Genomic DNA, 13048 nt, shown 5'->3' with positions numbered 1-13048 from the left:
ATCTACTGTTTAATTGTTATTATTATAGGGGAGAAACTGGAGATTTTAGAGATAATAGTTTTTTCTGAAAAACCAGACGCGCACAAAAAGATGTAGAACAAAAACGCGAAGAGACACTTAACTCTTCGCGTTTTTATTTATAAAGCTTTTTTCTGCTTGAAAGGAATGGCTCCGATCAATACCTCTACACCTGTCGCAAAAATAAATACGATCCACGCGTACTTCCAACTAATAAGAAAACCAATGAGAAGAAAGGTAGCAAAGGCAAAAATCCATAAAGCACCCGAGATACTCCCTCGTATCATTTGATATTCCGGATTATAATACTTGGCTGTATACTTCATCCACTCTTGGTCGTGTTTGCTGCGGTCCTTTTCTGTCAGTCCAAGAAACACGTAAAGGCAGATGGAAGGAATAGCAAATGGAAGCAACGTAGCAACCCACTCACCATTTTCTACACTCCCTTGAAAATAAACAATACCAGCGGTAAATAAGCCAAACAGTAAAACTCCCGTCGCTGCTGTATAGCCTGCTGCCCGGATCGGTCTCATTCCAAAATGATGTGGAGTTTCTTGAGTCAACCCTAAATAAACAAGCGCACTGATCGATACAAGGGCAAATGGAAACAAGGTGGAAATAGTAATGTAGTATTCTTCCATCCGCAAATGGACAAGCAGTGCCGTAATCATCCCGAACAGTAAAATTCCAATGCTAATGACATAGCCAAACACATGGACTTTAGGGAGCGGTTTTTTATTATACATATGATCAATAACTTCATAATGAGCTTTTATGCCGATGTCTTCAGCTACCTTCGTCACATCGCCAAGCTGGCTGATTGCTTTCTGAAACGCCTCTTCTTCGTTCATCCCCTGATTAGTAAATTCCTGAATCCTCTCCTGCAGATTAACCTCTACTTCCTCCTTTAATTCATTAAGCTGATTGGAGGGAGGAAAATCAGCAAATACTTGTTCAATATATTCCTTGATCCTGCTCTTCATTTTTTCACAGCCTTTCTACAATAATTTCTCGATGACTTCTTTGGTAAACTCCCAATCATCACAGTTTCGTTTATAAAGCGTTTCACCGGAAGCAGTAATACTGTAATATTTTCTTCTGCCTCCCTGTGTCTCGCTTCCCCAATAAGAAGTGACACAGCCCTCTTGTTCAAGCCTTCTAAAACTGGAATAAAGAGTTGCCTCTTTTAATTCGTACTGCCCTTCGCTTTTCTCAATAATTTTTTTATAAATTTCATATCCATAACTGTCCCCTTCTTTTAAAATTCCAAGGACGATCGTATCTGTATGGCCTCTGATTAAATCAGATGATATTTTCGCACTCATTAGGCGTCCCTCCTACAATTACAATATACTTCATATTACTTTGTCTGTCAAAGTAATATTACAGACATTTTCTATTAAAAAAAGACAAGTTTAGCCATCTTGGCTGTTCAAGAAATAAATAGCTCTTCTTACTTTCCATACGTTATGATAGAGACACTATTTAAATCTGAGGTTTTTAAAGGAGAAAGTGATGTTGTTTGCAAAGAAGGAAAATTACAAGTGGCTTATTCTTTTCATTGCTACTCTTGCTCAAGCCTGTGCCACATTTGTCACTTACGGGATAGGTCCGCTGGCAACTTTCTATCAAAGAGAATATGAGCTTTCACAATTGGAAGTTGGCCTGTTAGTATCCGCAGTAAACGCTGGTCCGATCTTCTCTATGCTATTCTTTGGAGATTTAATGGAGAAACACGGAGAGAAGTGGGTCGTTGGTTTAGGCGCTGTGTTTCTGGGCTGCAGTATTTTAGCTGCTTCTTTAACAGATCAGTATGTTTTACTGCTTATCATTTTGGCCATTGTCGGCTTATGGTACGGCACCGCCCAGCCCGGCGGAAGCAGTGCTATTATGAAATGGTTCCCTAAGCAGCACCGCGGACTGGCGATGGGCATCAGGCAAACGGGAATCCCTATCGGCGGGGCCGCCGCTTCAATGATTCTTCCTTTCTTGTTTTATTACAATGGGGCCACCGCCGTCATAACAGCACAATCAGCCGTTGCTATAACAGGTGGTTTAGTCTTTCTTTTATTCTACAAAGATATTAAGCATGGAAAGAATGGCAGCAAAAAACACCGCTTCATGGAAAAAATCAATACAATTAAAAGTAACACTAGTCTTTATCCTGTATTTTTCATTGGCATGATTATGGTTTCTTTGCAGATTATCCTTGTTGCCCACTTAATGAGCTACTTTACGAACACTTTGCATGTGAAGCTTAGCACAGCAGGGTCTTTCTTAAGTTTTGCGTTGGCTGGCGGAATGTTTGGCCGGATTATTTTGGCCTGGATCAGCGACCATGTATTTAAAGGAAATCGAAGCAAGCCCCTGCAACTAACGATGTGGGCCTCTGCTATGGCTGTATTGGGTCTTATTCTTCTGCCATCTTATCTCCCTTTATGGGCAATTAACCTTTTATGCTTTTGGATAGGATTCTTGGGAATTGGCTGGTTCAGCCTGTTCATCGTGCTCGTCTCGGAAAAATCAACCACTGAATTCTCCACCTTAACAGTGAGTTTTGCTTTAACGTTAAATCAAGTGTTTATTGTTGTTTCTCCCTCATTATTCGGATGGCTTGTAGACTATTCTTCCGGGTATACTATTCCACTGCTTATGCTTACTTTTTTTATCATGGCAGGCGCTGTATGGCTTGGATCATCTGAGAGGCACTATAATAAAAAAGCTTAGGATGACCATGAAAAGACTGGTCATCCTAAGCTTCTTTCAAAGATTGACTATAGTTAAATTTGAGCTTTCACCACTTTACTTTTGGGCAGACGAAGTAACGTACCCCTTTTTCCCGACAGATAAGCCAGTGACAAAAATAAGCACTGAAGCCGCAATCAGCATGGTTAAAGGAATCGTCCAGCTATGGGTAAGATCATGCAATCCGCCGAACAAAACCGGTCCAACAGAAGCCAGAAGATACCCGAATGACTGAGCCATTCCCGATAACTCTGCCGCTTCCTGTGTACTTTTCGTACGCAGACTGAAAAACATCATAGCGAGGCTAAATGCAGATCCTGCTCCAATACCGGTAAAAATCACCCATAGCAGCAAAAGGGCACTATCGTCAAACAGTATGCCAATCAGTCCGGCCGTAAATAAGACGGCCGTGGCAGCTGCAATCCCACGCTGGTTTTCCTGCCGGCCTGCCAGCACCGGCACAATAAATGTAAACGGCAAAACAGAAAATTGCATCATTGACAGCATCCAGCCGGCTGATCCGGCATCCATTCCTTTTTGCTGTAAGATATCCGGCAGCCAGGTAATTACTACATAAAAGATTAACGATTGTAATCCCATAAATAAAGTAACCTGCCAGGCAAGACGAGAATGCCATAACCGGCTGCCTGAGCGATTGCCTCCTGGCACTGCTGTTTGTTTTTTACGACGCAGCTGCGGCAACCAAAAGAAAACAGCAATGAATGCTAATACTGCCCATACCCTGAGAGCGCCTGACCAGCCAAAACCAGCGCTGGCAGCAAGCGGTACACTAAGGCCCGAGGCGATAGCGCCACAGAGATTCATGGAAACGGAATAAATGCCTGTCATCACACCAAGACGCTCAGAAAAATGTTGTTTGATAAAGCCAGGCAGCAACACATTGCCAAGAGCAATCGCTAATCCGAGTAAAATTGTCCCTGCAAATAAGGCTGCTACTCCCCCGGAGGAACGGAGCAATATTCCTGTTGCCAAAGCAATTAAAGCGACAAATAATGTCAGTTCGACTCCGAACAGCCGAGAGATTTTTGGCGCAAACGGCGATAGAAAAGCAAAGGCAAGCAGAGGAAGCGTCGTAATCGTGCCAGCAACAGCATTTGATATTCCAAGATTCTCCCGAATAGCTGGTACGAGGGGTCCGACAGAAGTTAAAGGTGCTCTAAGGTTGGCACCGATCAAAATGATCCCCACGATTAAAAAAACGACTTTCCATCTTCTTGATGCATGATTTTGTTCAATAGATTGGATTGCTTGTGGTTCTCCCATTCTTATTCCTCCAAACCGGCAGACAGCAAATCTTTTAAGTAAACCATATATTCATTAACAGCTTCTGCTGCCGCCTCTTCATTTTGTGTCGCGATGCCCTCAACGAGCTTTTCATGAATATGCTGATGAGTAGCTGTGCAAAAGGAAAGTTCAACAAGATTGCGCACAGATGAATGCAAGGCATCGATCATATGCTCATATAATTCAATCAGCAGGCGGTTATGAGCAGCTGCAGCAACAGCTTGATGAAGCTGAATATCTGCTTCTGCATAACCTTCCTGATCCCCGTCATTAATCGCCTGACGGCAGTTATCTAAATAAGACCTCAGCTTTCTGACATCTTCATCGCTTCGCCGAACAGCCGCCAGCCGGGCTGCTTCCCGTTCAAGTGCATGTCTGACCTCCAAGGTTTCCTGCAAATCCGACTTGCTTACCCGCCGTTCAATAGCCACGCCGAGGGCGCTCGTCGAACAGACATGAGTGCCGCTTCCTTGTCTTGTCTGCAAAAGACCGCTATGCACAAGTGCGCGTATGGCTTCACGAAGTGTATTGCGGCTCACTTCAAATCGTTCCATCAATTCCATTTCCGGAGGCAGCCTCGTGCCGACCGGCCAAGCACCGGACTCAATTAATTCCTCTATTTGTGCTGCGACTTGATCCACAAGTGAGATACGGTTCGCTTTTTCAATGTTCATGTCTACACCTCAAATTTGTAGGATGATTGGTTCATTGGCAAACTTATCATATCTATGAAAATAAGTAAACATCAAACGAAAAATTCCTAAAACAATTTTAATGAAGCTCTCCTGCCGACAAAATGCCTATACATAATAACTAAAAAAACAGCCCAAAAATCAGGCTGTTCCAAAAGCCAGAAGGATCACGGGCTTTTTAACTTTTCTTCCATCGTTTCAATAAACTTCCGCACCGCAAATCCTAGATACTTATCCGCCCTGTAAATAATCCCAATATCTCGTACAGGAGGGTCATCGCTCACCCTAATTAAGCACAAACTGGGATCATTTAGCGATTGGGAGAGCGGCAGTGGCTGGAGAGTCGCCCCGATATTTTCTTTAACAAAACGGAAAAGCGAAGGTCCCGTCGTTGTTTCTACCACTGTGTTTAGTTGAATGCCATGCTTTTGACAGTGATCCTCTAATAGTCGCCTTCCTAAAAATTGCTTAGCATACATCACCATCGGCATGTCTCTTAACTCTGCTAAACGGATAGAGTGACGGTTAGCTAACCTATGGTTTTTTGAAACGACTAACACATACTCTTCGCGATAAAGGGGGAGGCTGACTAAACGGCTGTCCTGTGATAAAAGCAGTGTAATCCCAATATCCACTTCGTTATCAAGTACTTGCTTAGTAATTTCAACAGTGGACGCAGAGAGATTTAAGCGAATGTTAGGAAATCTCTTGTAAAAATCGATGAATAAAGGAGTAAATCGGTAATCGAGCTCTGCCGGCAAAACGCCGACCGCGACAGTGCCTCCCTGGTATTCACGAAGTTCCTCTATCTCGTGAAGGGCATTTTCAAGGTTTCGAAACATTCCCTTGCAATTCTTGAGAAGAATGGCTCCAGCTTCTGTTAGAGCAATTCTCTTTCCAATACGGTCAAATAACGGAGTTCCCAGCTCCTGTTCTATCGCTCGTATTTGCAAACTAAGTGTTGGTTGAGAAATCCCAATTTTCTCTGATGCTCTTGTAAAATGAAGCTCTTCACAAAGAGTCATGAAATATTCTAACTGTCTAAGTTCCATGCCGGCCTTTCTCCTCATATCATTGATTTTTTCAATGATTATAATAGTTTTTATTGAATTGTCCAATCATTTATCTTCAGGTAACCTTGAGCTTAAATGAGTAAGAAAAGGTGTGAAGAAAATGAAAAGATTTAGGGCCACTCTGATGGCGCTCGCTCTCTTTATGGCTTCTTTAAACTTGCGCCCTGCAATCAACTCCATTTCCCCTTTGTTGGAGTCATTGCGAAACCACTTAGGAATTAGCGCTTCAACAGCAAGTTTACTAACTTCCATTCCTGTCCTTTGCATGGGAATCTTTTCGCCAGCAGCAGCCAAACTGGGAAATCGTATCGGCATGGAACGGGTTTTAGGAGGTGCTCTCCTCCTAGTTGGTCTCGGCACATTTTTACGCTTCTTTACGAACTCGGTTTTCTTTTTACTTTTTACCGCATTCGTAATCGGCATTGGCGCCGCTATTATGGGCCCTTTGCTTTCCGGGTTTATTAAACGCCATTTCCCTCACCAGGTACCGAAAATGATTAGTGTTTATTCCGTTGCTATGACGATGGGAGCCGCTCTTGCATCCGGCTTAGCCGCGCCGCTTCAAAGCGGACTGCATTCCTGGCGAGCTGCGCTTGGTATTTGGACTGTTTTGGCTTTAATCGCCATTCCACTCTGGTGGCTTTTGGTTTTACGGCAGGTTAATCATTCAAAAAACAATTCCGCCTTTCAGCCGTCCCCTGCCCTTCCCTGGAGAAATCCAAGGGCCTGGCTGCTGATATGGTCGTTTGGCCTGTCAGGAATGATCTTTTTTTCGATCACTGCCTGGCTTCCTCCGATTGTACAAGGCATGGGTTACAGTGAAAGCTATGCCGGCAATGCGCTAACTATTTTTGCGGTTGTACAAATTCCCGCAAATTTGCTACTTCCTTTTATTATTAAAAAGTATCCTTCCCGTCTCTTCTTATTGCTGTTTTTTTCTGGCGTAGAGTTCATTGGCTTTCTCATGGTGTACCTTGCAATATTCCCTTGGGTAGCCGCTATTTTTCTTGGAATTGGAGCAGCTTCCTTATTTTCGCTCAACTTGCTGCTGCCAATTGATGCAACTACAAGCGGACAAGAGGCTGCTGCTTGGTCAGCGCTGATTCAGTCAGCAGGCTATATTATTAGTGCAACAGGACCGATCTTGATCGGGTGGATTCATGATGCAACCGGAGGTTTTTTATTCTCTGTCATCGGATTGATTGCCATCAATCTCGCATGCATGATCGTTCAATTTTTTGTTGCGTCCCGCACTAAGAAAGAAAAAGTTCCCACAGCTGCATAGAGCTTGTTAAATATCAAAAGGAGAGCCCTGCTTAAGCGTTTGGGCTCCCCTTTTGAAAACCATTCTCTCATTCTTTACGGTAGATCGATTAGCATAAATCGCGAGTCAGATTCTGCGATTATTTGTAAAGTGCCCGTTTCTGTTATGCGGGCAGAATCACGCTGGTGTAAGACGGCTTCAGCGTTTATCATAACTTTTCCCTCAATCACAAACAAGAAGATCCGACGTCCTTCTTTTTGCGTAAATGTGAGTTCTTGACCTTTCTCTAAATCTGATAAATAAACTGTTAAGTCCTGGTGGATATACGCGGTCTGTTCGGAAATAGGCTCTTGACTTACTATAGGAAGCAACTGATTTTTCAACTGATCCACATCAAAATTTGTTTGCTCATAGGAAGGCGTTAAACCATTTTCTTTCGTTTCAAACCATAGCTGCAGAAAGTTTACATCTTCATCAGAAGAAGGATTAACTTCCGAATGAATCACCCCTGTTCCTGCTGACATCCGTTGGACGCCTCCAAAAGTTGTTGTCGCCGTATGTCCCGCACTGTATTCATGCTTTAAATATCCACTTAAAACAATTGACACGATTTCCATTTCACGATGCGGATGAGCCCCAAATCCTCGATGGGGTTTGACAATATCATCATTTAGCACTCGCATCGGTCCAAAGTTCATATTTTCGGGGTTATAATATTCCGCAAAGGAAAAACTGAAATGGCTCTTCAGCCATCCGTGATCTGCTGTATGGCGTGAGCCTGCTGGATAAATTGTTATCATTTGATCCCCCTCCTCTTATTACGTGTTTAGTTTAATTTCCTTGAAAAATAATGGCATCTAATGCATATTGGCCTGAACCGATTAAGGCAACACCAATCACTACTGCTATAATCATCAGATTATACTCATAGCCATTTTCAGTAGCCCAGTAACCATTTGGTCCGTGCACTTTTAGAATAGCGACGACCATCGTTCCAGCAATAATAACAGCTGCTAACGGTGTAAGCAGTCCTAAAACAAATAGTGCTCCGCCAATCAATTCTGCCAATCCAGCTAAAACAGCCATCGTTACTCCCGGCTTCATTCCTATAGACTCAAAGAAACCTCCCGTTCCTTTAATTCCATGGCCTCCAAACCACCCAAACAATTTTTGTGCCCCGTGTCCGGCAAAGCTTAGACCGATAGCTAAACGTATTATTAATAACCCTGCATTCATCATTTTATTTCCTCCTCTTTTATTATCATTTCATATATTATGAATTCGAGATATATAGTTAAAAAAAATTATTTAAAGTTCTTGCGCGTAAAAACCTAGTTTTTTTAATTGGGTGATCATTATTTCTTTTTCTTTAGCATCTAATCCACCGAATATTTCCTGAATGGCCTCTTTATGTTTAGGAAAAATAGTACTCATTAATTCCTGGCCCTCAGGGGTAATAGAAGCATACGTGACACGTCGATCTGTTGGACATGGTTTCCGCACGAGCAGTTGTTTTTTCTCTAATTTATCAACAACGTAAGTGATGCTGCTGCTTGCAAGCAATATTTTCTCGCCGATTTTCTGTATGGGCTGATCCCCTTTGCTGAACAGCAGTTCAAGTACTGCAAACTCAGTTGTATTCAGTCCATAATTTTTTATATCTTCTTCTACTCGTTTCGTTACGGATTGTACAGCCCGAGATAATACAACGAATAGTTTCAAAGATAAGTCTTGTTGGTCAGCTGAAGCCATAATTATCAATTCCTTTACAAATTATCTCGATTTCGAGATTTATTATATAACCGTTTTTCTTTGATGTCAAACGGATCTTTTTTCAAAATAAACTGTCCGCTGCTAGTAAGCAACGGACAGGAAGTATTATTCAGTATAAAATTCTGCTGGGATTGGTCCAAAGCAGCGGCGATGATACAGCATTGGATCTTTTCCTTTATCGAGATGAATGTCGGTTACATTGCCAATCAGGACAGTATGGTCGCCTGCTTCGACTGCCTGAAATGTTTCACATTCAAATACACCGAATGCTCCTTCAATAATCGGCAGCCCATTTTCGGACATTTTCCATTTGCATTGACTGAAGCGGTCCACACCTTTAGTGGCAAACGTTTTGCAAAGCTCCTGCTGCTCACCGGCAAGCACATGCACGGCAAATTTGCCTCCTTCAGTAAATGCTTTAATTGTTGATACACCATGATCGATTGACCACAGCACCATCAATGGATCAAGTGAAACAGATGCAAATGAATTCACAGTCAACCCAACAGGTGTTCCATCTTCGGTTACCCCTGTTACAATCGTTACACCCGTTGGGTAATTCCCCATTACCTCTTTAAATAATGTTTGTTTCTCTGCTTTTTCCATTCCTCATCTCTCCCTTGTTATGTATTCACTTCTACTGTATCAAAAAATGGACAAAAACTGGGCAAAAAAGTTTCATTCTTTTTTGTTTATTTTAATATTTAATTTTTTGAAACTATTTCATGATAAAATAATGGAGGTAGGGATATAACAATTAAGGGGGAGGAACCATGAAAAATTTAACGATTCGTGAACTGAAAGCTCATTATCAAAACAAAGAATTCTCACCAGTTGAAGTCACTAATTATTACTTGAGGCGGATCGATCATAATCAAGACTTGAACACTTATATCACAGTTTGTGCTGAACAGGCTTTAAAACAAGCGGAAATTTCAGAGAAAAAATTTTTAGCCAATGAATTAACAGGAATATTAGAAGGCATTCCCCTTTCTTATAAAGATAACTTATACACGAAAGGGATTCGTACAACAAGCGGATCGAAAATCGAAGAAAATTTTATTCCGGATACCAATGCTGGCGCTTTCCAGATTCTCCAGCGGGAAGGAGCCGTCAATCTGGGCAAAACCAATATGCATGAGTATGCATTCGGCATTACATCGAATAATCCATTTTACGGACCGGTAAGGAACCCGTGGAATCGAGAATACACACCAGGCGGGTCCAGCGGTGGGTCTGGAGCAGCAGTTGCCGCCTCCTTATGTGCTGCCTCCATCGGCACGGATACGGGTGGATCTGTCCGTATTCCAGCGGCTTCTTGCGGTGTGATCGGTTTGAAGCCTACATACCATCTCGTTGATGCGACTGGCGTGAAGAATATTTCATGGTCAATCGATCATGTCGGGCCATTGACCAAAAACGTGGATGATTTAGCCATTATGATGGAAGCCTTAACAGGTCTTTCTTATTCAGAAAATCTACAGGAGGACATTCGTGGCCTCCGTGTCGGCGTGCCGTCCAATTACTTTAACGAGTATATAGATAAAGAAAGCCTGTCTCTCTACAAACAGGCCCTTAATAATTTAGCAAGCCTCGGAGCTGTGCTGATTGACATTGAGGTGCCATTTACAGCTGAAGATCTTGCTTTAGTGTTCACTCTTGCCATTTCCGAAGCAGGATTCGTACATGAAAATAGTTTGCATCATGCGATTGACCAATTCGGCCCTGATGTTCGTGCAGCTCTGGAGGCAAGCCGATCCTTCTCTGCGTTGGATTATATTAAAGCAATCAAACGAAAGGCAGATATTACAGAGCAATTTGAAAAGCTATTCGAACAAATTGATGTATTAGCGACACCAACACTGCCGGATACTGCCCAAAAAATTGGTGTAGAAGAATTTGAAATCGCCGGCAGAAGGGAACCGATCTTTGATGCGATGATCCGTTATGCGTCTGTCTTTAATTTAACCGGACAGCCTGCTCTATCTATTCCGAGCGGCTTGACAGAAAAAGGACTTCCCGTAGGATTACAGCTAGCAGCTGCAACGTTCAATGAACAGACGCTGATCCGTGCGGGCTATGCTTATGAGCAAAGCTTCCTCAAAGAGTTTTATAAAAAAAGAGAAGCGCTAGGAGAATCTCTGAAGAACTAATGGCAAAGAGCTTGGACCACTAATGGTCCAAGCTCTTTCTATTAATTAACGAAGCGGCCGGATGTGCCTGCAGAGCTCCAATACTCATTTCGCAAATGAACCTTTTGAATTTTCCCAGATGCTGTTTTGGGCAGCTCTTCTACGAATGACACCCCAGTGATTGCTTTAAAATGAGCGAGCCGGCTTCTCGAAAAATCAATTAACTCTTGTTCTGTTATATTCGAAGAAGGACGCTTTACCACAAAAGCGTGCGGTGTTTCTCCCCATTTCTCGTGGGGAACGGCTACAACAGCTGCTTCTAAAACATCACTATGCTCGTACAATACTCCCTCTACCTCAATAGAAGAAATATTTTCACCGCCGCTAATAATGACGTCTTTCTTTCTATCAACGATATCGACGTTCCCATACTCATCTACCGTCGCCATGTCTCCCGTGTATAACCAGCCATCGCGGATGGCTTCCATCGTAGCCTGTTCATTTTTCCAATATCCTTTCATCACGCCATTGCTGCGGACAATTAATTCACCGATCGCTTGTCCATCATGGGGCACCTCTTCTCCAAACTCATCTACAACGCGCACCTCATTGCCGATCATCGCGAAACCGGCTTTTGCTTTCATTCGGTATCTTTCCTTTAAAGGCAATCCGTCACACTGAGGCCGAATCGCTGAATAGGTGCTGAGCGGGGAGGATTCTGTCATTCCGTATACTTGCAGAAACTCCCAACCAAGCTCTTCTTCCACACGGGCAACAAAAGCTGGCGGCGGTGCAGATCCAGCGATGACAACACGTAATTTTTGCTTGATATGCGGTTTGTATTCTTCATTGTATTGCAGCAAACTGTTCAAGACTGTTGGAGCCATATGCATCACGGTTACATGATGATCGGCAACTGCTTCAAAAATGGTTTTCGGATCTGTTTTCTTCAAGCAAATATGGGTAGCGCCATTAGCTGTATAATAAAACGGCGCTCCCCATCCATTTACGTGGAACATTGGCAAAACATGCAGATAAATGTCTCTGTCTGACACGCGGATTGCATGCATGGAAGACATCGCATGCAGGTAATTGTTGCGATGGGTGAGCATCACTCCTTTAGGGTTGCCTGTTGTTCCGCTCGTATATAACAGACTGGCGAGGTCATCCTCCTCGACATCGGCTCTTTCGAAAGCAGTTTCGGAAAACCGTGCAAGCCATTCATTGTAGTCAGTCTCCTGACACCCCTTGCTCTTATCATGCACAATAATTTTTTCAACAGTTGTCAACTTTTCTTTTACCGGTTCAATGAGCGAATAAAGATCGTCATCTACAAAAAGCACTCTAGCTTCACTATGATTAAGGATAAATATATAATCTTCTGGTTTAAGACGAATATTGAGCGGTACCATGACTGCCCCCAGCTGGAATACTCCATAAAATCCCTCCAGCATTTCTAGCGAGTTGGGAGCAAGATAGGCTACTCTGTCCCCTTTTTTGACGCCCTCTGCTCTTAAACCACGTGATAAGCGCTGAACTCTTGCAAACAATTCTTTATAAGTGAGCGAATCTGTTGGAGTGATGACAGCTGTTTTTTCTCCATAATAAGTAACAGCCCGATCAAGAAATTGCGTAACTATAAGCGGTACATTCATTTCTCTCATCCCCTGGTCATGTATTTGTCCCTTCTTCTTTATCTTAATTGATTTTTCAGAAAATTAAAATCAATAACTGTTCACCTTGTTCCTATGAACTTACGCCTTTCATATAAAAGCAAAAAATAACGCGGGTTTTCCCCCGCGCTATAAATACATATCTTTATTAACTTAAAACCTTCTGAGTGTTTTTCTCTGTTTCGCCCATTATACTTGTGCTGTGTAACGGCTGTACTTTCGCTTTTGGATCAATGTATACTTTCGCGTTGCTGACAGCCGTCGGCGCTTCGCCGAAGCCGCTCGCAATCAGCTTCACCTTTCCTTCATACGTACAAATATCTCCCGCTGCGTAAATCCCCGGGATGTTCGTTTCCATCCGAGAATTGACAAC

General features: G+C 42.8%; 13 protein-coding genes and 1 pseudogene. 3 read left to right on the top strand and 11 right to left on the bottom strand.

Annotated features, from left to right (window positions below; all coding sequences use genetic code 11):
• Nucleotides 1-137: 137 nt before the first annotated feature.
• Together ACH0BF_RS20670 and ACH0BF_RS20665 are read right to left on the bottom strand one after the other, a co-directional pair.
• Nucleotides 138-1001: a permease prefix domain 1-containing protein gene (locus ACH0BF_RS20670; protein WP_406910217.1), complete on the bottom strand. Its 864-nt coding sequence runs from the start codon at nucleotides 999-1001 to the stop codon at nucleotides 138-140.
• Nucleotides 1002-1016: 15 nt separating this feature from the next.
• Complete coding sequence (locus tag ACH0BF_RS20665) at nucleotides 1017-1343, bottom strand: PadR family transcriptional regulator (RefSeq protein WP_406910216.1); 327 nt, start codon at nucleotides 1341-1343, stop codon at nucleotides 1017-1019.
• 190 nt (nucleotides 1344-1533) lie between these two features.
• Here ACH0BF_RS20665 and ACH0BF_RS20660 point away from each other — a divergent pair, with 190 nt between their 5' ends.
• Entirely contained in the window at nucleotides 1534-2745 is a 1212-nt protein-coding gene (locus ACH0BF_RS20660) for an MFS transporter (protein WP_406910215.1), read from the top strand.
• Nucleotides 2746-2820: 75 nt separating this feature from the next.
• On the opposite strand, the gene ACH0BF_RS20655 is transcribed toward ACH0BF_RS20660, so the two are convergent.
• The 3 genes from ACH0BF_RS20655 to ACH0BF_RS20645 form a co-directional block, all read right to left on the bottom strand.
• Entirely contained in the window at nucleotides 2821-4047 is a 1227-nt protein-coding gene (locus tag ACH0BF_RS20655; protein ID WP_406910214.1) for a CynX/NimT family MFS transporter, read from the bottom strand.
• Between the two features lie 2 nt (nucleotides 4048-4049).
• On the bottom strand, nucleotides 4050-4742 hold the full coding sequence (locus ACH0BF_RS20650) for a FadR/GntR family transcriptional regulator (protein ID WP_406910213.1): 693 nt from the start codon (nucleotides 4740-4742) through the stop codon (nucleotides 4050-4052).
• A gap of 185 nt (nucleotides 4743-4927) precedes the next feature.
• Entirely contained in the window at nucleotides 4928-5812 is an 885-nt protein-coding gene (locus ACH0BF_RS20645; RefSeq protein WP_340852593.1) for a LysR family transcriptional regulator, read from the bottom strand.
• Between the two features lie 121 nt (nucleotides 5813-5933).
• Between ACH0BF_RS20645 and ACH0BF_RS20640 the strand changes: the two genes are divergently transcribed.
• A complete protein-coding gene (locus ACH0BF_RS20640; RefSeq protein ID WP_406910212.1) occupies nucleotides 5934-7118 on the top strand; it encodes an MFS transporter in 1185 nt (394 codons plus the stop codon).
• Between the two features lie 74 nt (nucleotides 7119-7192).
• Here ACH0BF_RS20640 and ACH0BF_RS20635 read toward each other — a convergent pair whose 3' ends face one another.
• The 4 genes from ACH0BF_RS20635 to ACH0BF_RS20620 all read right to left on the bottom strand — a co-directional run bounded on the left by ACH0BF_RS20635 (nucleotide 7193) and on the right by ACH0BF_RS20620 (nucleotide 9476).
• Nucleotides 7193-7897: a pirin family protein gene (locus ACH0BF_RS20635; RefSeq protein WP_406910211.1), complete on the bottom strand. Its 705-nt coding sequence runs from the start codon at nucleotides 7895-7897 to the stop codon at nucleotides 7193-7195.
• Nucleotides 7898-7928: 31 nt separating this feature from the next.
• Nucleotides 7929-8336, bottom strand: coding sequence for a DoxX family protein (locus tag ACH0BF_RS20630; protein WP_406910210.1), 408 nt, complete (start codon nucleotides 8334-8336; stop codon nucleotides 7929-7931).
• Between the two features lie 69 nt (nucleotides 8337-8405).
• Nucleotides 8406-8849 carry a MarR family winged helix-turn-helix transcriptional regulator gene (locus tag ACH0BF_RS20625; RefSeq protein ID WP_120034367.1) on the bottom strand — a complete coding sequence of 148 codons (444 nt, stop codon included), beginning with the start codon at nucleotides 8847-8849 and terminating at the stop codon, nucleotides 8406-8408.
• A gap of 126 nt (nucleotides 8850-8975) precedes the next feature.
• Nucleotides 8976-9476, bottom strand: a complete 501-nt coding sequence (locus ACH0BF_RS20620) for a flavin reductase family protein (RefSeq protein WP_120034369.1) — start codon at nucleotides 9474-9476, stop codon at nucleotides 8976-8978.
• A gap of 167 nt (nucleotides 9477-9643) precedes the next feature.
• Between ACH0BF_RS20620 and ACH0BF_RS20615 the strand changes: the two genes are divergently transcribed.
• Nucleotides 9644-11023: an amidase gene (locus ACH0BF_RS20615; protein WP_340852588.1), complete on the top strand. Its 1380-nt coding sequence runs from the start codon at nucleotides 9644-9646 to the stop codon at nucleotides 11021-11023.
• A gap of 41 nt (nucleotides 11024-11064) precedes the next feature.
• Here ACH0BF_RS20615 and ACH0BF_RS20610 read toward each other — a convergent pair whose 3' ends face one another.
• Together ACH0BF_RS20610 and ACH0BF_RS20605 are read right to left on the bottom strand one after the other, a co-directional pair.
• On the bottom strand, nucleotides 11065-12657 hold the full coding sequence (locus ACH0BF_RS20610) for a long-chain-fatty-acid--CoA ligase (protein WP_340852586.1): 1593 nt from the start codon (nucleotides 12655-12657) through the stop codon (nucleotides 11065-11067).
• Between the two features lie 166 nt (nucleotides 12658-12823).
• Nucleotides 12824-13048, bottom strand: a pseudogene (locus ACH0BF_RS20605) (ferredoxin--NADP(+) reductase); the annotation flags it as partial.

The organism is Pseudobacillus sp. 179-B 2D1 NHS, assembly GCF_045370945.1.
GTDB lineage: Bacteria > Bacillota > Bacilli > Bacillales > Domibacillaceae > Pseudobacillus.
Note: the sequence above shows the minus strand (reverse complement) of the source record. Positions and strands in the feature narration are given on the sequence as shown.